General features: G+C 36.9%; 16 protein-coding genes. 13 read left to right on the forward strand and 3 right to left on the reverse strand.

From position 1 onward, the window contains the following. Nucleotides 1-23: 23 nt before the first annotated feature. A complete protein-coding gene (locus tag BKH40_RS02580) occupies nucleotides 24-341 on the reverse strand; it encodes a c-type cytochrome (RefSeq protein WP_095276685.1) in 318 nt (105 codons plus the stop codon). Between the two features lie 282 nt (nucleotides 342-623). Here BKH40_RS02580 and lysA point away from each other — a divergent pair, with 282 nt between their 5' ends. The 3 genes from lysA to BKH40_RS02595 are packed head-to-tail and all read left to right on the forward strand — an operon-like array spanning nucleotide 624 to nucleotide 4,330. Continuing rightward, entirely contained in the window at nucleotides 624-1,868 is a 1,245-nt protein-coding gene (gene lysA / locus BKH40_RS02585) for a diaminopimelate decarboxylase (protein WP_095276687.1), read from the forward strand. Beyond that, nucleotides 1,861-2,970: a bifunctional chorismate mutase/prephenate dehydratase gene (locus BKH40_RS02590; RefSeq protein ID WP_095276689.1), complete on the forward strand. Its 1,110-nt coding sequence runs from the start codon at nucleotides 1,861-1,863 to the stop codon at nucleotides 2,968-2,970. The genes lysA and BKH40_RS02590 overlap by 8 nt, the downstream gene beginning before the upstream one ends. 16 nt (nucleotides 2,971-2,986) lie before the next feature. Further along, nucleotides 2,987-4,330, forward strand: a complete 1,344-nt coding sequence (locus tag BKH40_RS02595) for a 3-deoxy-7-phosphoheptulonate synthase class II (protein ID WP_095276691.1) — start codon at nucleotides 2,987-2,989, stop codon at nucleotides 4,328-4,330. A 118-nt stretch (nucleotides 4,331-4,448) separates the two neighbouring features. On the opposite strand, the gene BKH40_RS02600 is transcribed toward BKH40_RS02595, so the two are convergent. Both BKH40_RS02600 and tkt read right to left on the reverse strand, forming a co-directional pair. Further along, nucleotides 4,449-5,963, reverse strand: a complete 1,515-nt coding sequence (locus BKH40_RS02600) for a hypothetical protein (RefSeq protein WP_095276693.1) — start codon at nucleotides 5,961-5,963, stop codon at nucleotides 4,449-4,451. Between the two features lie 324 nt (nucleotides 5,964-6,287). Beyond that, nucleotides 6,288-8,237 carry a transketolase gene (gene tkt / locus BKH40_RS02605; protein ID WP_257842486.1) on the reverse strand — a complete coding sequence of 650 codons (1,950 nt, stop codon included), beginning with the start codon at nucleotides 8,235-8,237 and terminating at the stop codon, nucleotides 6,288-6,290. 289 nt (nucleotides 8,238-8,526) lie between these two features. Between tkt and acs the strand changes: the two genes are divergently transcribed. The 10 genes from acs (at nucleotide 8,527) to BKH40_RS02655 (ending at nucleotide 22,344) form a co-directional block, all read left to right on the forward strand. Further along, a complete protein-coding gene (acs, locus tag BKH40_RS02610) occupies nucleotides 8,527-10,521 on the forward strand; it encodes an acetate--CoA ligase (protein WP_095276696.1) in 1,995 nt (664 codons plus the stop codon). A gap of 494 nt (nucleotides 10,522-11,015) precedes the next feature. Beyond that, the gene (gene purD / locus BKH40_RS02615) at nucleotides 11,016-12,287 is read left to right on the forward strand and encodes a phosphoribosylamine--glycine ligase (protein ID WP_095276698.1); all 1,272 of its coding nucleotides are present in this window, start codon (nucleotides 11,016-11,018) and stop codon (nucleotides 12,285-12,287) included. 33 nt (nucleotides 12,288-12,320) lie between these two features. After that, the gene (locus BKH40_RS02620; RefSeq protein ID WP_180675074.1) at nucleotides 12,321-12,899 is read left to right on the forward strand and encodes an RDD family protein; all 579 of its coding nucleotides are present in this window, start codon (nucleotides 12,321-12,323) and stop codon (nucleotides 12,897-12,899) included. Continuing rightward, the gene (gene lptD, locus BKH40_RS02625) at nucleotides 12,883-15,432 is read left to right on the forward strand and encodes an LPS assembly protein LptD (RefSeq protein ID WP_257842482.1); all 2,550 of its coding nucleotides are present in this window, start codon (nucleotides 12,883-12,885) and stop codon (nucleotides 15,430-15,432) included. Before BKH40_RS02620 ends, lptD begins: the two co-directional genes overlap by 17 nt. A gap of 59 nt (nucleotides 15,433-15,491) precedes the next feature. Then, complete coding sequence (gene secA, locus BKH40_RS02630; protein WP_095276701.1) at nucleotides 15,492-18,128, forward strand: preprotein translocase subunit SecA; 2,637 nt, start codon at nucleotides 15,492-15,494, stop codon at nucleotides 18,126-18,128. A gap of 161 nt (nucleotides 18,129-18,289) precedes the next feature. Beyond that, nucleotides 18,290-19,300, forward strand: a complete 1,011-nt coding sequence (locus BKH40_RS02635) for a nitronate monooxygenase (RefSeq protein WP_180675076.1) — start codon at nucleotides 18,290-18,292, stop codon at nucleotides 19,298-19,300. Nucleotides 19,301-19,388: 88 nt separating this feature from the next. Continuing rightward, a complete protein-coding gene (gene rplU, locus BKH40_RS02640) occupies nucleotides 19,389-19,700 on the forward strand; it encodes a 50S ribosomal protein L21 (RefSeq protein WP_095276746.1) in 312 nt (103 codons plus the stop codon). Between the two features lie 9 nt (nucleotides 19,701-19,709). After that, nucleotides 19,710-19,976 (forward strand): 50S ribosomal protein L27, encoded by a 267-nt coding sequence (gene rpmA / locus BKH40_RS02645; RefSeq protein WP_095276704.1) that lies wholly within the window; start codon nucleotides 19,710-19,712, stop codon nucleotides 19,974-19,976. Between the two features lie 187 nt (nucleotides 19,977-20,163). Then, nucleotides 20,164-20,538, forward strand: a complete 375-nt coding sequence (locus BKH40_RS02650; RefSeq protein ID WP_095276706.1) for a winged helix-turn-helix transcriptional regulator — start codon at nucleotides 20,164-20,166, stop codon at nucleotides 20,536-20,538. A 396-nt stretch (nucleotides 20,539-20,934) separates the two neighbouring features. Continuing rightward, on the forward strand, nucleotides 20,935-22,344 hold the full coding sequence (locus BKH40_RS02655) for a phosphomannomutase/phosphoglucomutase (protein WP_095276708.1): 1,410 nt from the start codon (nucleotides 20,935-20,937) through the stop codon (nucleotides 22,342-22,344). Nucleotide 22,345 lies beyond the last annotated feature (1 nt).

The raw sequence follows: 22,345 nt of genomic DNA on the forward strand, positions 1-22,345 counted from the left end.
AGTAGCTTGACTTTGCTTATTAACTATTTTGGTAGTTTTGAGATGTAGTCAGCTAGTACTTCTATATCTGCATCACTTACGTTTCTCATTTGAGCGTACATTATTTTAGAGTTACCGCCATTATGAGCAGTACCAGCTTTATAGCCTTTTAGGTCTCTAAGTAGTTTATCTTTAGGTAGTCCTGCTATTAGAGCTTTAGCACCTGGAGCCATTTTTTTGCCATCTACGCCGTGGCAGATTTTACATTTGTTAAATACAGCCGGAGCTTCATTAGCTGCTGCAAAAGTTCCCATTACGCCTAGTAAAAGAATGCCTGCTAATACAGTTTTAGTAGCTTTCATGATTCTTCCTTTGAGATTTGAGTTGTGATATTTAGGCTTATGCCTTGTGTCATTCTAATATCTTAAAACTTAGTCATAGCTAAAGTTATTCTAATTAAAGTATATTTATGAGAATGCAAGCAATTAAGCAAATAAACAAGTGGCAAAATTGATAGCTTATAAAACCTAGCTATGTGCCATAAGCCCTAAAACATGCAAATCATCAGCTAAAATAACCAAGCAAAAATCACAATTTTAAGATTTGCAAGTCCAAACTACCCCAAACTAGAAAGGCAAACTAACATGCTAAGCTACGCACAACTTGCTAAAAAGTACGGCACACCGCTTTATGTGTATGACTTTGATTCCATAACTGCAAGTTATACGACACTAAAAGACTGCTTTGAAGGCTATAAAAGCCTAATTTGTTATGCCTTAAAAGCTAACTCAAACCTAACACTTATACGCCACTTAGCAAGCCTTGGGAGTGGGGCAGACTGTGTTAGCTTTCATGAAGTAAGGCGTGCTTTATTAGCTGGTATACCAAAGTATAAAATCATCTTTAGTGGCGTAGGAAAGACGCTTAAAGAGATAGAAGAGGCTTTGAAGGCTGATATATTATTCTTAAATGTAGAAAGTGAAAGCGAGCTTTTTTTAGTAGAAGCAGTGGCAAAAGAGCTTGGTGTAGAAGCTAGAATCTCTTTACGTGTTAATCCAAATGTGGATGCTAAAACCCACCCTTATATCTCAACAGGTCTTAGTTCTAATAAATTTGGCATAGATAGCAAGAGTGCTTTTAAGCTTTATATGCACGCACATAAAAGCGAGCACTTACTCCCAGTAGGAGTGCACTTTCACATCGGATCGCAAATCCTTGATAGTGCCCCACTTATAGAATCTGCTTTGAAGATAAAAGAGCTTGCAAAAGGGCTTTTATCACTAGGTCTGCCTTTAAAGTTTTTTGATATAGGTGGGGGCTATGGTATCACTTATACTGATGAAGTGCCTTTTAATTTGCATGAGTATATAAAACATATAGTTAGTATTATTAAGCCTTTAGATCTTTCCATCCTTACAGAGCCCGGACGTTTTTTAGTGGGCAATGCCGGGGTATTATTAACTAGTGTCTTATATGAAAAAGAAAACTGTGGGAAGCGTTTTGTCATAGTAGATGCTGCTATGAATGACCTTATACGCCCAAGCATATACAAAGCTAAACATAAGATAGAAGTGATAAATCCTACATCTAAAGAGACCTCAAAGTGCGATGTAGTAGGGGCTATTTGTGAAAGTGGGGACTACTTAGCTAAAGATATAGAACTAGAATCTTGTCAAAGTGGTGACTTGCTAGCTATAAAGAGTGCAGGGGCTTATGGCTACTCTATGAGTAGTAACTATAACTCAAGGCTTCGCCCAGCAGAAGTGGCACTAAAAGGTGGCAAAGACTTTTTGATAAGACATAGGGAGAGTTTTGAAGAGCTTATAGAAGATGAGCTTTTATTACTAGATGCTAGTAAAGAAGATACTAAAGGTGGGAAAGATGGATAAAGGGAGTAAGACGTTAGAAGAGACTTTAAATGAACTAAGGGCTAATATAGATTCTATAGATAGCGAGATTTTAAGGCTTATAGATAAAAGGCTAGATTATGTTTCTGAAGTGGGCAAAGCAAAGCTTGCTAATCAAGCTAGTATCTATCGCCCTGAAAGAGAAAGAGAGATAATTGGCCGTTTGGAATCTTTAAGAGAAAAAGCAAAGCTTAATAATCTTAATCTTGCAAGTATAGAAGCTATCTTTTATGAAATCTTTGCTATTTCAAGGAATCTAGAGTCACCTCAAAAAGTAGCATTTTTAGGACCTATAGGAAGCTATACGCATCAGGCTGCTGAAGATAGATTTGGCCCTTTAAGCACTTACTACGCACTTAATAATATTAGTGCAGTCTTTGATGCTTTGATACAAAAAAATGCAAAATACGGTGTAGTGCCTTTGGAAAACAACATTAATGGCATGGTAGGAGAGACTATAGACTTACTAGCCCAAAGTGAGTATAAGATAATCTCAGAGCTTACCTTGCCTATACATCATAGCTTTGGGAGTACTTGTGAAAGACTAGATTGCATAAAAAGAATCTATTCTAAAGATATAGCTTTTGGTCAGTGTTCTAAGTTTTTAAAAGACTACTCACTTACTAATATCGAGCAAGTTTATACTAACTCAACTGCCTCAGCAGCCAAGCTTGCTAAAGAAGACAAGCAAGGAGCAGCTATATGTTCTAAAATCGCCGCTAAGCTTTATGACTTACCTATAATGTTTGAAAATATAGAATCTAATGTTAAAAATAAGACTAGATTTATCATAGTAAGCGACTTTGAAAACAAACCTAGTGAAAACAGTAAAACTTCAGTTTTTGCAACCATCAAAGACTTTTATGAAACTGGGGGGCTTTTAAGGTTGATGCAAGATTTTGCTTTTGAAGGTATAAATCTAACCAAGATAGATTCAAGACCTATTAGTGCTAATGGCGACTTTAGCTTTGGCTTTTATATAGACTTCCATGGTCATAGATATGATGCTAACGTGGATAGGGTTTTTAAGAAAAGAAAAGATGAGCTAAAGTGGCTAGGCAGCTACCCAAATATGAATGAATAATACAAAAAGGATAAATATGAGTTGGACTAAAAGTACATGGAGAGACTTCCCTATAAAGCAGCATCCTACCTATAAGGATAAAGAGCACATAAAAAAAGTAGAAGAGATACTAAGTAGCTATCCTCCACTAGTTTTTGCAAGGGAGGCTGATAAGCTAAGAAGTGGTTTTGCTAAGGCTTCTAAAGGCAAGGCTTTCTTACTTCAAGGGGGTGATTGTGCTGAGAGCTTTTCTCAGTTTAGTGCTAATAATATAAGAGATATGTTTAAGATCATCCTTCAAATGAGCGTCATACTAACCTTTGCTTCAAGCTATCCAGTTATAAAAGTAGGGCGTCTTGCAGGACAGTTTGCAAAGCCGAGATCAAGTGATACAGAGATTATTGATGGGGTAACTTATCCTAGTTATAGAGGTGATCTTATCAATGAGCAAGATTTAAATGCAAGGGAGCCAGACCCAGAAAAGCTTTTAAGAGGTTATAACCAAAGTGCAAGCACGCTTAATCTTTTGCGAGCTTTTGCTCAAGGAGGCTTCGCAGACCTTGCTTCAGTGCATAAGTGGAATCTAGAGTTTGTGCACAATAACAACTTTGGCAAGCGCTTTACTTTGCTAGCTGATGAGATAACTAAGTCTTTAAAGTTTTTAGAAGCTTGTGGAATCTCAAGTGAGAATAACTCAGCACTTAGGGAAGTAGACTTTTATACTTCTCATGAAGCCTTGGTTTTAAACTACGAAGAGGCTTTGACACGTCAAGATAGCCTAAGTGGTAAGTGGTATGACTGTAGTGCACATATGCTTTGGATAGGTGAAAGGACGCGTGACCTTGATCATGCACATGTTGAGTTTTTAAGAGGAGTTCACAACCCTATAGGTGTAAAAATCGGGCCTAATGCCACTAAAGAAGACATCCTAGGACTTTGTGAAAAGCTAAACTCACGCAATGAAAGCGGTAGACTTAATCTAATAGTGCGCATGGGAAGCGAGAAGATAAAAGATAGACTTCCAGCCCTTTTAGATTCCATAAAAGGCTATGGGCTAGAGATACTTTGGAGCTGTGATCCAATGCATGGTAATACTAAGACTTCAAGCAGCGGTTATAAGACTAGAGACTTTGGAGATGTCGTAAGTGAGATAAAAAGCTTTTTTGAGATTCATAGGCAAAATGGCAGCATCCCTGGGGGGCTTCATCTTGAGATGACTGGTCAAGACGTCACAGAGTGCATAGGTGGCTTACAAGAGATAAGCGATGATATCTTGCATAAAAGCTATAAAACTCAGTGTGACCCAAGGCTTAATGCCATCCAAGCCTTAGAGCTTAGCTTTTTGGTATCTGATATATTAAAAGGGAGTGCAAGTATTTAAGGGCAAGTATTTAAGAGCAAGTGTCTAGGGGAGTATCTAAGGCTAGGTTTTTAGCCTTAGATAAAAAATAGATTCTATAAATTTATAGAATCTAAATCCTAATCACTCCTTGCTAAAGTTAGTTATTGCCACCAAAGTAGTAAGTATAGTTTAGGGTTATATCACTACTTGCAAGGGCATTAGTGCTATTTCTAAAGTAGTATTGATACTCTAAAGATACACTTTGATTTTGTCCTATAAAAGCTATAAGACCAAACTTTATAGTTGGAAGCACACTAGCAGTACTTGGTATAAAGCTAGGTTTAGTTGTTGAAGCTGCTTCTATGCGTCTGTTATTTCTACTATTAAGATAAGCGATTAATGTTGCTAGGTCAAGTGGACTTATATCTGAGTTAGTTGCATTATTACCAAAGCCACTAAGACCACCTAAGCCATTTAGATTATTACCACCTATGCTTGTTCCTGCAGTGCCTGTGTTTCCACTAGCTGGAGGAGTAGGTCTGTTTTGTGCGTCTACTATCCTTTGACTAATGTTTGCAAGGCTAGTTTGTGCATTTTGCAAGTTTGTTAGACTTTGATTAAAAGCATTTCTATCACCTACTCCTTGATTGACTAAGCTTTGTCCTATATTTCTTGGATCATTAGCGTTATTTACTGCTCTAACTGCTTGGGCTAGATTAGAAGAAGCTTGGGCAAGGTTATTAAGGCTTAGTGCAGAGCTTGCTTGACCTACTAGGCTATTTATCTGGTTTGCTATATTGTTTATATCACTTGTAGCTTGGCTTACTTGGGCATTTCTATTGCCATTAAAAGCAGCTTGGGCTTGATTTAAGGCTTGGTTTGCTTGATTAAGTGCATTTTGTGCACGGTTCTTAGCATCTTGTGCACCTGGTAAGTTTAGATCCTTTATCTGCTTATCTATTCTGTCTAGTTGGCTAAAGCCTGCATAACAACCGCCTATGCTAGTAGCACAAGAGGAGTTCCAAAGGTCCCTGCGAGGGGCATTTCTGTTTAAAGCGTCTATTTGACTTTGTATATTGGTTACATTATTCTGTGCACTATTAAAAGCATTTTGTGCATTTTGTTGATTCTGTCTTGCTTGATTAAGTGCATTTTGTAAGCTAGGAAGAGTATTTACAAGATCAGTTAGTGAAGCAGCGCCTATTACACTTCCTTGAAGTGCCCCACTACTTTGAGTAGTTGCAGCTACATTATCATTAGTCCTTATAGCAAGACCTGCTCCTACTATATAACCTATCTTTATAAAACCATCACCTACATCAAAGGCTTGTACAAAGTCTAAGTTTACAAAGTACTGAGGGACAAAGGCTTGTTGCATACTATAAGCACCTACTCCAACACTTGCCCTAAGTCCTAAAGTGCTATTAGGAGTAGTAGTAAAAAGTGCAGTACCTAGACTTAACTTAGCATTAGCCCCAGCTCCAGAAAATCTTACACCTTCTGGTACTTTTTCTGTGTTAAATCCTCCTCCTATACCACCACCTACGGTAAACTTCATACCATTTATTGCATTACTTTGGTGATTAGATGGAGTTACTTCTGCTGCAGTTGCCATGCTACCTAGGCTTAGTGCCAAACTAGCTGCTATGATAATCTTAGTTACTTTTTTCATACTTGGCCTCTTTTTGTATGTTTTTGTTTTTTACTTTGATGAACTCTATATGACCTTTTATAAGTGCTTTTATTTCTAATGCATGGATGTATGTTTTGGGATTGTAAGAGGTTTAGTTAAAAGGGAATCTTAATCTTTATAAAATTTATAAAATAGATTTTTAAAGTAGCTTTATGTTTTACTTTATAAAGGCTAGTTTTAGTGTTTTTATGATTAAAAAGGAGTTTGTAAAAGTTTTTGTTTAACAAAGGGTATTATCTAAAACTTAAAAGAAGCTAAGAGGTAGCCACATGTTAGTGGCATCCCAAATCCATATTTTTAAAGTTAGCCTAAAAGCGTTTTTGCTTTTTTGACTACGTTTTCTACACTAAAGCCAAAGTGTTTAAAGAGTACATCACCTTTGCCACTAGCCCCAAAGCTTTCCATACTTAAGACATCATCAGCCAAAGCATAAAGCTCTAAGCCCCTTAAAGCTTCAACTGCTAGCACTTTAGAATCTTTAAATAGCTCTTTTTTATACTCTTTGCTAGATTCTAAGAAAAGATCAAAACTAGGCATGCTTACAACCTGAGTAGAGATGCCTTCAGTCTCTAAGACTTTTTGTGCTTTTAAGCAAAGCTCTACTTCACTTCCACTAGCTAGTAAGCTAAGTGTTGGAATCTTGCTAGCCTTAGCTTTTATATAAGCACCATTACTTACATTTTCAAGGCTTGGCATCTCTAGTACTTCTAGGTTTTGGCGACTTAACACAAACATATTAGGTGCTTGTAAGCTTAGGGCTACTTTCATGCAAGCTATGTTTTCATTAGCATCGCATGGACGCCACGTGATAAGATTAGGCATGGCTCTAAAGTGAGTTAGTTGCTCTATTGGCTGGTGGGTTTGTCCATCTTCGCCAACACCTATGCTGTCATGAGTAAAGACGTATAAAACTTTAGCCTTCATGATAGAAGCTATCCTTATACTTGGACTTAGATAGTCGCTAAAGACAAAAAAGGTCGCACAAAAAGGCCTATAGATTCCATAGTTTGCAAAAGCATTACTTATAGCCCCCATGGCGTGCTCTCTTATACCAAAGTGCATATTATTACCCTCTGGGAAGCTGCCTGTTTTAAAAAGAGTTGTGTTGTTACTTGGGGCTAGGTCTGCACTACCACCTATAAAGCCTAAGTCAAACTCACTTATAGCATTTAGTATCTCACCATTACTAACCCTTGTAGCTAAAGACTTACCTACTTCATAGCTTTTAAACTCTAGCTTGCTAAAGTCTGGATTTTGCAAAGATTCTAAAAGGGTAAGTTTTTCTTTATCGCCAGTTATAAGTTTTTTTCTCCATATAGCATAAGCCCTAGCACCTCTCATCCTAACGCCATCAAAAAAAGCCCTAGAAGCTGAAGTCACATTAAAGCTAGCGTTTGCTAACTCTAAGGCTTGCTTGCTTTTAGCTATGACTTCCATGCCTAGTGGGGCACCATGGGTTTTATGACTACCTTCAAGCCCAACTGCACCTTTGCCAATGATAGTTTTTGCGATTATTAAAGTTGGTTTGGTAGCTTTTTTGGTAGCTTCAAAAGCCTTATCTATCTCATCAAAATCATGCCCATTAATTTTAATAACATCAAAGCCTACTGCAAGGAATCTTTTTTCAACATCTTCGCTAAAAGTGATGCTTACATCTCCTTCTATACTTATGTTGTTACTATCATAGATTAAGACTAAGTTATCAAGCTTAAAGTGACCTGCTAGTGAAGTTGCCTCATAGCTTATGCCCTCTTCTAAGTCGCCATCCCCACAAAAGCAATACACTTTATGGTCTATTAAGTCTCCTAATAGATTTTGTGCTCTTTTTGCTGCCATAGCAAAACCTACAGCATTAGCTATACCTTGACCTAGTGGACCAGTAGTTATCTCAATGCCCGGAGTGTGTTTATACTCAGGATGACCCGGAGTTAAGGAGCCAAACTTTCTAAACTCTTTTAAGTCTTGTAAAGATACTTCAAAGCCCCAAAGATGCAAAAGTGCATATATTAAAGCACTTACGTGCCCACCACTAAAAACTAGTCTGTCTCTATTTAGCCATGTCGTGTTTTCTACATCTACATTTATATGTTTACTTAAAACTACAGCTAGATCAGCTAGCCCTAAAGGGGCACCGGGGTGGCCACTGTTTGCGTTTTGTACCATGTCAGCACAAAGCATCCTTAGTTCATCTGCGATTTTTTGGAGATTGTGAGTTTGCATGAAAGCTACCTTAAGTTGGGAGTTAAACTGTATATTTTGATACAAACTATTATATTAGATTCTTGATGATTTTAGTTTTATAGAGATTAGTCTAGATTTACACAGAAAAAAAGTTACAAAGTTTATTTTAGGCTTTTTATCCTGCTTAGAATCGTCAATAAAAAACGTTACATATTTGCTCATTTTAATATTTAAAGCTAAAAATGTTTAAAAAAGTAACTATTAAAGCCTAAAAATCCCCCATTAGACAAGCCTATAACCCCACCTGCAATAAAGTTTGTTTATAGTTAAACAGACTTAAGTGATACCAAGGAGTTAATTTATGGAAAATATAGATAATGACTTAGAATTTGCACAGACAATATTCAAACCAAATAGAGAGTTCGCAAAGAAAGCCCGCATCAAAAATATGTGCGAATATGATGACTTGTGCTATGACGCAGATGAGAATTATGAAAAGTTTTGGGGGGATTTAGCTAAAGAAAAGCTTACATGGTATAAGCCTTTTACTAAGACTTTAGATTCTAGCAAGGCACCGTTTTATAAGTGGTTTGAAGGCGGTAAGATTAACGCAAGTGTGCAGTGCTTAGATAGGCACTTAGAAGATAAGAAAAACAAAGTCGCCATCATCTTTGAAGGTGAGATGGGAGACTATAAGGCCATATCTTATAGAAGGCTTTATGATGAGGTTAATAGGACTGCAAACCTACTTAAAAATCAGTTTGCCATCAAAAAAGGCGATAGGGTAGTTATCTATATGCCTATGATTCCAGAAACTGCTATCATGATGCTAGCTTGTGCTCGTATCGGGGCTATACACTCAGTAGTTTTTGGAGGCTTTAGTCCAGAAGCTATAAGAGATAGGATTAACGACGCAGAGGCTAAGTTAGTCATAACTGCTGATGGAGCCTTTAGAAAAGGTAAGCCTTATATGCTAAAACCAAGCGTTGATAAGGCACTTGAAAATGACGCCTGCCCAAGCGTGCAAAAAGTGTTAATCGTTGAAAGAAACCATCAAGATATAAACTATGTTAGAGGCCGTGACTTTATCTATAGCGAGATGGTAGAAAACGAATCTAGTAAGTGTGAGCCAGAGATGATGGATAGTGATGATCCACTTTTTTTACTTTACACAAGTGGAAGCACTGGTAAGCCAAAAGGTGTGCAGCATAGCACAGCTGGTTATATGCTTCAAGCCCAGCTTACTATGGAGTGGGTCTTTGATATCAGGGATAATGATAACTATTGGTGTGCGGCTGATGTTGGCTGGATAACTGGTCATACATATATAGTATATGGTCCTCTAGCTTGTGGGGCAACTACTCTTATCTATGAAGGAACACCGGGCTATCCAAACTATGGAAGATGGTGGCAGATGATAGAACACTATAAGATAGATAAGTTTTATACCTCTCCTACGGCTATAAGGATGCTTCATGCTGAAGGGCCTAATGAACCTCAAAAGTACGACTTAAGTTCCCTAAAAGTGCTAGGAACTGTTGGCGAGCCTATAAACCCAACTGCGTGGAAGTGGTTTAGAGAAGTTATAGGTGGAGGAAGATGTTCTATAGTTGATACTTGGTGGCAGACTGAAACAGGTGGACATATGATAACTCCACTTCCGGGAGCTACCCCACTAAAACCGGGCTGTGCTACCTTGCCACTCCCTGGAATCATGGCAGAAGTTATAGATGAAGAAGGTAATAAAAAAGAGCCCGGAGAGCAAGGCTTACTTTGTATAACTAAGCCTTGGCCTTCTATGATAAGAACTATATGGGGAGATCCAGATAGATATGTATCAAGCTACTTCTCTCAGGCTAAAAAAGACGGCAAGCCAGTTTATTTTTCAGGTGATGCTGCTATGTATGATGATAGAGGCTATATAACCATCATAGGAAGGACTGATGATGTGGTTAATGTTAGTGGACATAGACTTGGCACTGCTGAAGTTGAAGCAGCTATAGCCAAACATCCAGCTGTTGCAGAAAGTGCTGTAGTAAGTAAGCAAAACCCTATAAAAGGTGAAAGTCTTTTTGCTTTTGTGGTGCTTCAAAATGGTGCAAGTTGTAACCTAGGTGAGGGCGTTGAACACTTAAAAGAGATAAATAACATAATCTCAACTGAGATAGGAAATATCGCTAAGCTTGATGATATCATGTATGTGCCGGGGCTTCCTAAAACTAGAAGTGGCAAGATAATGAGACGTATTTTAAGGTCTATTGCAAGAGGAGAGGCTATAACTCAAGATATCTCAACCTTAGATGATCCTAATGTTGTAAAAGAGATTCTAAGCATAGCTAGTAATGAGTCAAATTAAAAAATATTAGTTTGCTTGCAGCCTAGATTACTTTTAGTGCGAGGGTGTTTAGTGTAAGGCACCTAGTGCAAAGGTATCTCCTAGTATATGATAGAGCAATGTTAAAAGATAAAGTAAGGCGATAAAACTACCCTAGCATGCACGATGCTTCTTAAAAGATTTAAAATTGCTATTTAAAGCAAAGCGTAAAGGAAGCTAAGCTTGCCTATTATGTGCTGTATATAACAAAATACATTGCTATAATTATGTCGCCTAGAAGGTTCGTGGTCTTTATCATTTTTGCCAGTCCGTTTATAATACCTTTACCTGGTAGAAACTTGATGGTTATGTGTGTCGCATTTTCGTTAGAAGCTTGCTCTTGAAGCCCCTAACAGGGTTAGAATCTAGCGCCTAATTAGCCTGTTTTTACCTAAAATGTCGTAGTCTTGTTGGGCTTAGGCATTAGACATAAAGTAACGGCCTTTTGGGTTAAAAAATACTTAGGTTTATAAATAATGAATATATTGATAATAGGTAATGGGGGTAGAGAGTACTCTTTAGGGCTAGCTTTAAAAAAAGACACTAGAGTAAGTGATATATACTTTTCTCCTAAGTCTGAGGCTGCAAGTCTTTTTTTGGCTGCTAAATCTTTTGCCTATTCTACAAACGAAGAACTACTAAATAATATAAAACAAAACAATATAGATTATGTAATCATAGGGCCAGAGCTACCTTGTGTTTTGGGCTTAAGTGACTTTTTAAGAACTAAAGGCATAAAAGTCTTTGGTATAGATAAGCAAAACGCAAAGCTAGAAGGCGATAAGTCTTATATGAAAGACTTTGTATCAAAAGCTGGCGTGCCAACTGCAAAATACTTTAAAACCACCAGCTATGAGACTGGAGCTAACTTTATAGAATCTAACTTTAAAGAAAGTGATGTAATAGTGCTAAAAGCAAGTGGACTTTGTGCAGGTAAAGGTGTGCTGATACTAGATTCTAAAAGTGAGGCTAAGACTAAGCTAAAAGCTATGCTTAGTGGGGAGCTTTTTGGTGAGGCTGGAAAGTGCGTAGTTATAGAGGAGTTTTTAAAAGGCTATGAGCTTTCAGTCTTTGCTTTAAGTGATGGCGAAAGTTTTGTAACGCTTCCTCCTTGCCAAGACCATAAAAGATTGCTTGATAACGACAAAGGACCTAATACTGGGGGTATGGGTGCTTACTCTCCACTACCTTCTTTTCTTTGTGATAAAGCCTTAATACAAAAGATAGAATCTAAGATCTTAAAGCCAACTTTTGATGCTTTAAAAAAAGAAGGACATCCTTACGTTGGTGTTATATTTGCCGGTATCATGGTAGTTGGTGGCGAGCCTTACTTGCTAGAGTATAACGTGCGTTTTGGAGACCCAGAGTGTGAGATACTTTTACCTTCTTTTAAAACCCCGCTTTTAGATGTGCTTTTAGGAGTAGAATCTAAAAACTTACCAAAGATAGAGTTTAATGACAGCTTTCAAGTTTGTGTAGTTTGTGCGTCTAAAAGCTATCCTTATAAAGCAGATTCTAAAACACCTATGAGCATAGGAGACTTTGAGAAAAGCCTTGGCTACGTGGCATATGCTAGCACTTTTGTAGAAGGAGATAAGCTTTATGCAGGAAGTGGGAGAGTATGTCTTGCTATAGGTTGTGGCAAAAGTCTAAAAGAAGCTAGGGATAATTCCTACATAATCGCTTCAAAGATAGACTTTGAAGGAAAACACATAAGAAAAGATATAGCCTTTCAAGGTCTAGCTTAGAATCTTAAATAATCTAAAATCAAAGAAAACATAGTGACAAAAAAAGACGAAGTATTAGAAAAAGCCCTTTTTAGAGAAAAGCTAACTTTAGCATCTTTTCCTAAGAGGATACTAGCCCTTATAGTCGATGTGATAATAGTTTCATTCATCACTTCTTTAATGCTTAGTGGTGCACAAAAAGAAAGGATTAATACCGCAATAGCATCTATCTCTAGTATAAGTGCTGACTTAAAGGTTCAATCTGAGATTGACGCTAAAAGTGGCACTAGCAATGCAGCATCTACTAGTGCTCAAATAAAGCTTGCCAGTCAGCTAAGTGAGGCCTTAGGAGTTGTGCTTTGGTATATAATCATGCTTTTTGTGGTTGATGTGATATATAACAGCTTATTTTTATATCTTTATGGGGCATCTTTAGGGCTTCTTTTGGTGAAGGCTAAGGTCGTAGATTCTACTTACTTTGATAAGCCTAGACTTACTCAAGCTATCACAAGATCAGTCATAAACTACATCTTAGGTAAGACTTTTTACATCTCTTTTATATTTGCCCCATTTGATAAGTTTAAACGCACTTTACATGACAGATGGAGTTCTTGTATTGTCATTAATAATTAGAAGACTTAGCGCTACCTTACTTTGTGTAGCTTTTTTTATCTCACTAAGTCTTGCAGCTAGTCTTAAAGATACTGCTAACTTAAATAAAGATTCTAGCCCTCTAGGCAGTTTTAGCCCTCTAGATTCTTCTACTTGTGGGGTGGATGACACAGCCTCTAGCCCCTTACTTCCCCATATAAATAGTCCTCTTTTAAATCAGTCTAAGCAAAAAGATGCACATACTTTAAACGCAAAACCTTCCATAAGCCAAACACAAAAAGACCAAAGAAGTAAGAATCTAAAAGTAGGCGACTTAGAGTTAAGCAAGCAGCAGAAAAAAACTTTTGAGCTTTTAGGGGAAAATATCACAAGAGAAGGCGATAACATCATAGCTAGTGAAGATGCTTCAGTTATGAATACTGAGCTTTATGCCCTAGCTGATAAGATAACTTACAATACAGAGACGAAGTTTGTAAGGCTACAAGGCAATGTAAAAATATATAAAAATGACCAGCTTTACTTACAAGCTAACCAAGCTACTTTTTATCTAAACTCAGACTTTGTCATCATAGAGCCTTTTTATGTTCAAGAAAATTCAACTGGTATATGGATGAGTGCAAAGGCTGCTGCTAGTAATAGAAATGTCTTTCGCTTTAACTCTTCTATAGTTTCAAGCTGCTCGGTTGTAAGTCCAGCTTGGAGGATAGATACAAGTAGTGGCAGTTTTAACAAAGACAAGTCTATAGTCCAACTTTGGAATGCCAGAATCTACATTGGCGATGTGCCTATAATGTATCTTCCTTATATGAGACTTTCTACTGAAAACAAAAGAACTTCAGGCTTTTTATATCCTACAACTGGGAGTTCAAGCACGGAAGGTTTTGTCTACTTACAGCCTTACTATCTAGCCTTACAAGACTTTTGGGATATGACTTTTACCCCTCAAGTTAGAACTAATAGAGGTGGGGGGCTAAACTATGAGTTTAGGGCGACTTCACCCTATCATGACAACTTAATCTTAAATGCAAGGTATTTTTATAATACTCCAGAGTATGTAAGGAATCTTAATCTTGTAAACTCTCAAATCTATGGCTTTGATGTAAAAACTAGTGCAAGAAACTTTATGCAAAAGTATCTTGGCTTAAAAAGCAGTATAGATAATGGCCTTTATGTAGACTTTGCTTATATGAACGACCTTGACTATATGCGTCTTGATAGATTTAACTACTTTTTAAATACTTCTTCTTACACTTCAAGGGTTAATCTATACACCCAGCTAGGTGATAACTACTTTGGTGCAAACTTTAAGTACTTTTTAAACTTTAACATAGCAGATAATAGAACTACCTTGCAAAATCTTCCTAATCTGCAGTATCACAAGTACCTCTCATCTCTCTTTTTTAAAGAGCTTTTATACTCTATAGACTATCAGCTAAAAAACACTTATAGGCCTATAGGCTATAGCTATGTTTCTAATGAGCTTTCAATCCCGCTAGGCATGAACTTTTCTATATTTAATAAGTTCTTATCTCTAGGAATCTGGGCTAATGTCTATGCAGGAAATATCTACGCAGGCAATATTTTTGGGAATAATAAAATGCCACTTTATACTTTTAATACTTTGGATAACTCAGAGTTTGTATTAGACCCAGCTACTAATAGATATGGAAACTACCTAGCAGCAAACTATAGAATCTCGCTTAACCTTGATATAGGCAGAGATTATAATAAGTTCTTCCATGCATTGCAGGCCTCTTTTAACTTAAGTGCACCTTTTGCAAACTCAGTTTTTACTAATGGCCTTTTAAGCAAGCAAGTACTCCAGACTTATAGCCTTTTAGGTACCAATGAACTTCAAGCTATACAAAACCGCTTTGATATATGGGATCCATCCTCTTTTACATCAGTCTTTGCGGGCAATACTAGAATAGATTTAAACCTCTCTAACTACTTTTATAATCTTAATGGTCAAGAGCTTTTTTACTGGAGGGCAAGTCAGATTCTAAATCTTGATGACACTATCTCGCCGGTTAGAACGCCTATGGAAAACAAGCTTGGCACTTCGCCAATCTCAGGCCTTAATCTATCAACTAGCTTTTTTTACTCCTTTTTTTACAACGCTTTTACAGAGCTAGCCTTAAATGCTAACTATAGTAATAAGAGAGTGAATGCAGGAATTTCTTACTACCTAAAAAGAGACACAGCTTTTGCTATAGATAATCTAACTCTAACTAGAACTATAACTGATGCATCTAATTTCTTAAGGCTTAATTTTGGTGGGGATCTTGGCTACTTTGGAGTAGATGGCTTTATAAGCTATGACTTTAGGACTAATACTATCTTGAACCTAGGAGTTGGAATCCACAAAGATATAAAATGCTTTGGAGTGGCTATAAAAGCAGGTAGTGATAGAACGCCAATCCTTACTAACGTTACAAATGATGGCAACTCTCAAATCTCAGTTATACAAAACACTTATGTGAAGTTTGAGATTAAGTTTGTGCCTTTAACTAGCGTTGGTTATGTCTATAGACTACGCCCAAGGATAAACTAAATCTTATACTTGCGATAAAATAAAAAATTGAAATTCACTCTAGGTATAAAAGGTAAGGCATGTTACAAGCGATGCTAGGTAAGGTTCTAGGAACCAGAAATGATAAGTTACTTAAAAAATACGCCGCTAGGCTAAAAGGGATTAATAGCTATAAAGATGAGTTAAAAGCCCTAGATGACGTAGCTTTGCAACAAAGATTCTTTGATATCAAGCTTCATGTTAAAGGGGAGCTAGAAGAAGTAGATGACATAAAGATAGTTAACTCTGTTTTAGATTCCAAGCTTGAAGAAGTCTTTGCCATCACTAGAGAGGCAAGTGAAAGAATCTTAGGTATGAGACACTTCGATGTGCAGTTAATCGGCGGCATGGTCTTACATGAAGGAAAGATCGCTGAGATGAGGACAGGGGAGGGTAAAACACTAGTTGCTACCTTGCCAGTTATACTTAATGCCCTAAGTGGAAAAAGCGTGCATGTAGTAACTGTTAATGACTACCTAGCTGCTAGAGATGCTGCTACTATGACTCCACTTTATAACTTCCTAGGCTATAGCGTAGGGGTTATAACTAATGACTTAGAAGATGATGAAGCTAGGATAAAAGCCTACTCATCTAATATCATTTATGGTACCAATAATGAGTTTGGCTTTGACTACTTGCGTGATAATATGAAATTTAGCCTAGATCAAAAAGTACAAAAACATCACTTTTTTGCCATCGTCGATGAGGTTGATTCCATCCTTATAGATGAAGCTAGAACTCCACTTATAATATCTGGTCCACTAAACAAAAAGATGGAAAACTACATCACTGCAGACTTAGTAGCTAAAAAGATGAAAGAAAAAGATGACTTTACTATAGATGAGAAAAATAGGGTCATACTAACTACAGAAGCAGGTATCAAAAAAGCTGAAAGTCTTTTTAAAGTAGACAATCTTTACGCAGTAGAAAACGCAAGCCTTTCTCACCACTTAGACCAAGCTTTAAAAGCTAACTTTTTGTTTATAAAAGATAAAGACTACGTAGTCCAAGAAGGAGAAGTAGTAATAGTAGATGAGTTTACTGGGCGTCTTTCTCAAGGGCGTAGATTTAGCGAAGGGCTTCATCAAGCCCTAGAAGCTAAAGAAGGTGTTAATATAAAAGAAGAAAGCCAAACCTTAGCAGACATAACCTTCCAAAACTACTTTAGGATGTATGAAAAGCTAAGCGGTATGACAGGTACTGCACAGACTGAAGCTACTGAGTTTATAGAGATATACAAACTAGAAGTTGTAAGCATACCTACTAATCTCCCTATCAAAAGAAAAGACTTAAACGACCTAGTTTATAGGACAGAGCTAGAAAAGTTCCAAGCAGTTATCTTAAAGATAAAAGAGCTTTATGCTAAAGGTCAGCCAGTCTTAGTAGGTACTGCAAGCGTTGAAAGAAGCGAGATGTTTCATGAGATGCTTAAAAAAGAGCGTATCCCTCACACAGTACTTAATGCTAAACAGCACCAAAGGGAAGCTGAGATCATAAAAGATGCCGGTCTTAAAGGCGCTGTAACTATAGCTACTAATATGGCAGGTCGTGGGGTTGATATAAAGCTAAGTGAAGAGATAAAAGAGCTAGGTGGACTTTATATCATAGGTACTGAAAGACATGAAAGCAGAAGGATAGATAATCAGCTACGTGGTAGGTCAGGGCGTCAAGGAGACCCGGGCGTGTCTCAATTTTACCTAAGCTTAGAAGATTCTTTACTTAGAATCTTTGGAAGCGATAAGCTTAAAGGCGTTATGGGACGCTTGGGGCTTAAAGATGGCGAGCATATAGAATCTGGTCTTATAACTAGGTCAGTTGAAAAAGCACAAAAGAAAGTTGAAAACCTCCACTTTGAAAGTAGAAAGCACATCTTAGAGTATGATGATGTTAGTAATGAGCAGCGAAAAGTTATCTATAAGTTTAGAAATGAGCTTTTAAAAGAGGACTATGACATGAGTGAGCGTATAAAAGATAATGCCCTTTTATCGCTTCAGATGCTACTTGATAAAGCTAAGATCTATCCAAATGACGTACTAGAAAACTACGACTTAGAAGCCCTAAGTGCGATGTTTAAAGAAGAGTACAACATAGCTTTAGAGGCCTCTTCACTTGCTGGACTTGACTACACTAAGATAAGTGATAGCTTGCTTAAGGTTTTAGAAGATTCCTATGAAGATAAGTTTGCTGGCATGGATGCTAAAACTAGAAACGACATAGAAAGGATGATATATCTACAAGTAGTTGATAGGGCTTGGAGGGAGCATCTTTATAGTATAGATAACTTAAAAACGGGTATTGGCCTACGTGGCTATAACCAAAAAGACCCGCTAGTAGAGTATAAAAAAGAAAGCTATAACCTCTTTGTAGAGCTAGTTGAAAACATAAAACTTGAAGCTTATAAGACCTTGCAAGTAGTGCAGTTTAGAGTTCAAGATGATGAAGCAATGGAGGCTGAAGCTAAGAGTGAAGAAGCTAAGCTTTTAGAAGCTATGGAAGCAGAATCTAAACAGGGCATCTTAAATGTAGATGCTGAAAATATCTTCAAAAAGACTTTGCGCAATGATCCTTGTCCTTGTGGAAGTGGTAAAAAGTACAAAAACTGCCACGGAAAGACTGGTCCTAAGAAGGGTCTTTTAAGTCATGTAGAAGATCAAGACTTAGATTCTAGTAAGGCATAAGGGAAAGTTTTAGTGAACTTAATATTTTTTTGCTAGATAACTTAAGATCACTTAAGAAATGGTACAAAAACTGCTAGGGTGAAAGTACAGTAAAGATTAACTTTTTATGAGTAATGCTTAAAAAGCTAGTCTTTAGAATCCAAGTACTAAAGAGAAGTTACATGAAGTCCTTTTGCGAAATTTTAAGTATTAAACACCCAATAATCCAAGCACCTATGGCTGGCGGTTTAGTGGATGGTGGATTTGTAGCACAAGCTTGTGAGTGTGGATTTTTAGGATCCATCCCTTCTGGCTATCTAAGTCTTACCCAAACATACAACTTTATAAAATCTGTCCAAGCAAAGACTACTAAGCCTTTTGCACTTAATATCTTTGTAGACTATACATACTATGGAGAAAGCAAGATAGCAAAGCCCAAAGATATAGTAGAGCTTGAAAGAGGTTTTATAGAAAATCCTAGTGAATATTTTGTAGTAGAAAAAGCACCTTTAGTTAGCGAGCTTATAGAGGTGGCTGTGACTTTAAAAGTGCCTTGTATTAGCACTACTTTTGGACTGCTAAGCCCTGAGCATATAGATGCTTTAAAAAGATATAAGATTAAGATTCTAACTACTATAAACTCAGTCTATGAGTTAGAAGTAGCCCTAAACCATCAGCAAGCAGATGTTGTAGTTTTTCAAAATGCTTTAGCTGGTGGACATAAAGGCGGTTTTAGTCCTCTGCCACATAGTGAGAATCTAGAAATACTAGATAGCCTAAAAAGCCTTGGGAGTGAAGTGCCTTGTGTTTTAGCTGGTGGCGTGGTTACTAAAGAAGATATAAAAGAAGCACTCACTCAAGGCTTTGATGGAGTGCAGATAGGCAGTGGCTTTTTGTGTACTAAAGAAAGTAAGGCTAACCCTAGTTATAAAGAAGCTTTACTTAAAGGTAAAGAGACACACTTTAGTGAATCTATAACCGGCAAAACTGCAAGGGGTCTTAAAAATGCCCTTTCTTCTAGAGAAGCTAGTCTTAATCTAGGTTTTCCGTTTATGTACTATGCAACTTCTAGCCTAAGAAAGTTAGCCAAAGACCATGGCGATAGCAACTATCAGTCACTTTGGTGTGGGGCTGGAGTAGATAGGATAACTAAAGAGCAAAGTTTGCAAGAGTATGCTGAAAGTTTAGTTTAGCTTTTAGGTGGCTTTATAAAGGCTTTTAGCAAATATTAATTTTCTTTGCGTTAGAATGTCTGCTTATCATTTTCAAGAAAGGACAGCTATGCAAGCAGTTTTTAAGAACGGAGGCAAGCAATACAGGGCACAAGTTGGTGACATACTACTACTTGATAAGTTAAGCCTTGAGCCAAAGTCAAAGGTAGAGTTAGCTGAAGTTTTAGCCATCATAGATGGTGAAGACATAACAGTTGGTCAGCCTTTTGTAAGCGGTGCTAAAGTAGAGTTAGAAGTTATCAATGAAGGTCGCGGTAAGAAAGTTATAACTTTCAAAAAAAGAAGACGTAAAGATAGCAAAACTAAACGTGGTTTTAGACGTGATTTTACACGTGTAAAAGTTACAAACATCATTAAGTAAGGATAGATAATGGCACACAAGAAGGGTCAGGGTAGTACTCAGAACAACCGCGATTCAGCCGGTCGTCGTTTAGGTATCAAAAAGTTTGGTTCAGAGTTTGTAAGAGCAGGTAATATCATAGTTAGACAGCGCGGGACTAAGATGCACGTTGGTAAAAACGTAGGCATTGGCAAAGATCACACTATCTATGCTTTGATAGATGGAATCGTGCTTTTTCAGCAAAAAGATAAGATCAGAAAAAAAGTTTCAGTTATACCTCTAGCTGAAGCTAAATAGTTTTTAATCAAAGCAGTCTTTAATATAAAGATGCCCTCTACATAATAAAAGACTTAGTTTTCTAAGTCTTTTTCTTACTTTAAATATTTTCATTCTTATTATAATTTTTGCTTTTATTTTGCATTTTTTGCATAAAAGCTAGCACTAATTGTCCAATTATGCTACTTATGTGTGTTAACATCATGTCATGAAAAAAGAGCAAGTTACTAATACATTCTGCCCCATAGGCATATTTTCCAAGATTTTTAATGATAGGTGGAAGCTATATATAGTTTTTAACGTTATGGATGTTAAAAAACGTTTCAAAGTTTTATGTGATATATTTAGCCCCTTTATGACACAAAAGACTTTAAGTGTGAAGCTAAAAGAGCTAGAAGAAGAGGGCATCATAGAAAGGAAAGTTTACGCAGAAGTTCCCCCACACGTAGAGTATGGTCTAACAGAAAAAGGCAAGACTTTAATCCCCATCATAAAGCAAATCCACGCTTGGGGCACCGCACAGTACAAAGAAGATGAAAGCAAACTTCAGTGCTGCTTCAAATCTCAAGATAACAAAAAATAGCTAAAGACTAATAGACTAGCTTTTATAAAGTTTAAGAATCTACTTTTTTAATAAAGTCATTGTAAGTGATGCAAAACACACGACTTGATGTAGCAGATATTTTTAGATTCTAAAAATCAAATAAACTTAAGCAAGCAAGTGTTTTATTTTCCATTCTAGCACATGAGATACCCTTTATCTCCCCCCTTAGCAACATGAGAAGGGTGTGTATGTAAAATATGTCTTGATGCTAGAAGTAGACTAAAGTCTATGATGTAGCGATTATAAATTTATATCATCAAAAGATAAAAGATGCATATAAATCTATCCATATAAAGCCATGCTTACATGCTTAAACTAAGCCATTTGATTTTAGATAAAATTACATTTATTTAATAAAAAAGGCGAGCATATTAGATGATATTTAGAGAGTATGACATAAGAGGTATAGTTGGAAGTGAGTTAAACGAAGAGATAGTATTTAAGATAGGCTATCTGCTAGCAAGCCATATAAAAGATATAAAAGCAAGCAATAGTGTTTATATAGGCTATGACGCTAGGACTCACTCACCTAAGCTTTTTGACTACCTTGCAAAAGGTCTTAGTGCTAATGGTATCAAAGTTTATGACTTAGGTATGATCCCAACTCCAGTTGCTTACTTTGCCACCTTTCAAAGCGAGATAAAAAACAGCATCATGATAACTGGCTCTCATAACCCTCCTGAATATAATGGCTTTAAGATAACTATCAACGAAGCCCCATTTTATGGTGCACAGATCCAAGACTTAAAGTCTAAGATTCCAAGTCTAAAACACCTTGATATAAAAGCCCTTTTAAACCAAAAGATAGAAGTCACTAAGTCTAATATGCTTGAAAGCTATATAAAGTACCTAGTTAAAGAGTTTGATGATCTTAAAAACTTCAAGTCCAAAGTCGCCATAGACTGTGGTAATGGCGTAGCAAGTATCGCTTTAAAGCCCATATTAGATTCTTTAAATATCAAAGCCCATGAGCTTTACTTCACTCCAGATGGCACCTTTCCTAACCACCACCCAGACCCAAGCGTGGAATCTAACCTATCTCATCTAAAAGATTATATGCACAAGCATGATATAAACATAGGCATAGCCTTTGATGGGGACGCTGATAGGATAGCTTTAATAAGCAAAGAGTATGTTTTTAAAGGCGATGAGCTAGCTATACTTTTTGCAAGAGATATAGCTAAGAGTATAAAAGATCCTATCATCATAGGCGAGGTTAAGTGCAGTTCAAATATGTACAAAGAGATAGATAAGATAGGCAAATCTTATATGTATAAAACAGGTCATAGCAACCTAAAAGTTAAGCTTAAAGAGCTTAATGCAGCACTTGCTTGTGAGATGAGTGGGCATATATTTTTTAATGATAGATACTTTGGTTTTGATGATGCTATCTATGCGGCCTTTAGAATCTTAGAGCTTATAAAAAAAGATGGCATTGAAGGCTTGCAAAAAGACATAGAAAGCCTACCTAAGCTTTTTAGTACTGATGAAGAAAAGATAAATGTTAGTGAAGATTCTAAGTTTCTTTTAGTAGAGGCCCTTAAAAAAAGACTAGATTCTAGTCTTCCTAGTAACCTTCCGCGTAATTTCCCGCACATTGAAAAAGTTATAGATATAGATGGTATAAGGGTAGTTTTTGAACATGGTTTTGGGCTAATAAGAGCTAGTAATACAACGCCAGTTTTAGTCACTCGCTTTGAAGCTACAAGTGAAGCACTTCTAAAAGAGTACAAAACTGCCATGCTAGAGCTACTAGATGAAGTAAGAACTAAGATAAAGGCTTAAA

Source organism: Helicobacter sp. 11S02629-2 (genome assembly GCF_002272875.1).
In the GTDB taxonomy this organism is placed as follows: domain Bacteria; phylum Campylobacterota; class Campylobacteria; order Campylobacterales; family Helicobacteraceae; genus Helicobacter_I.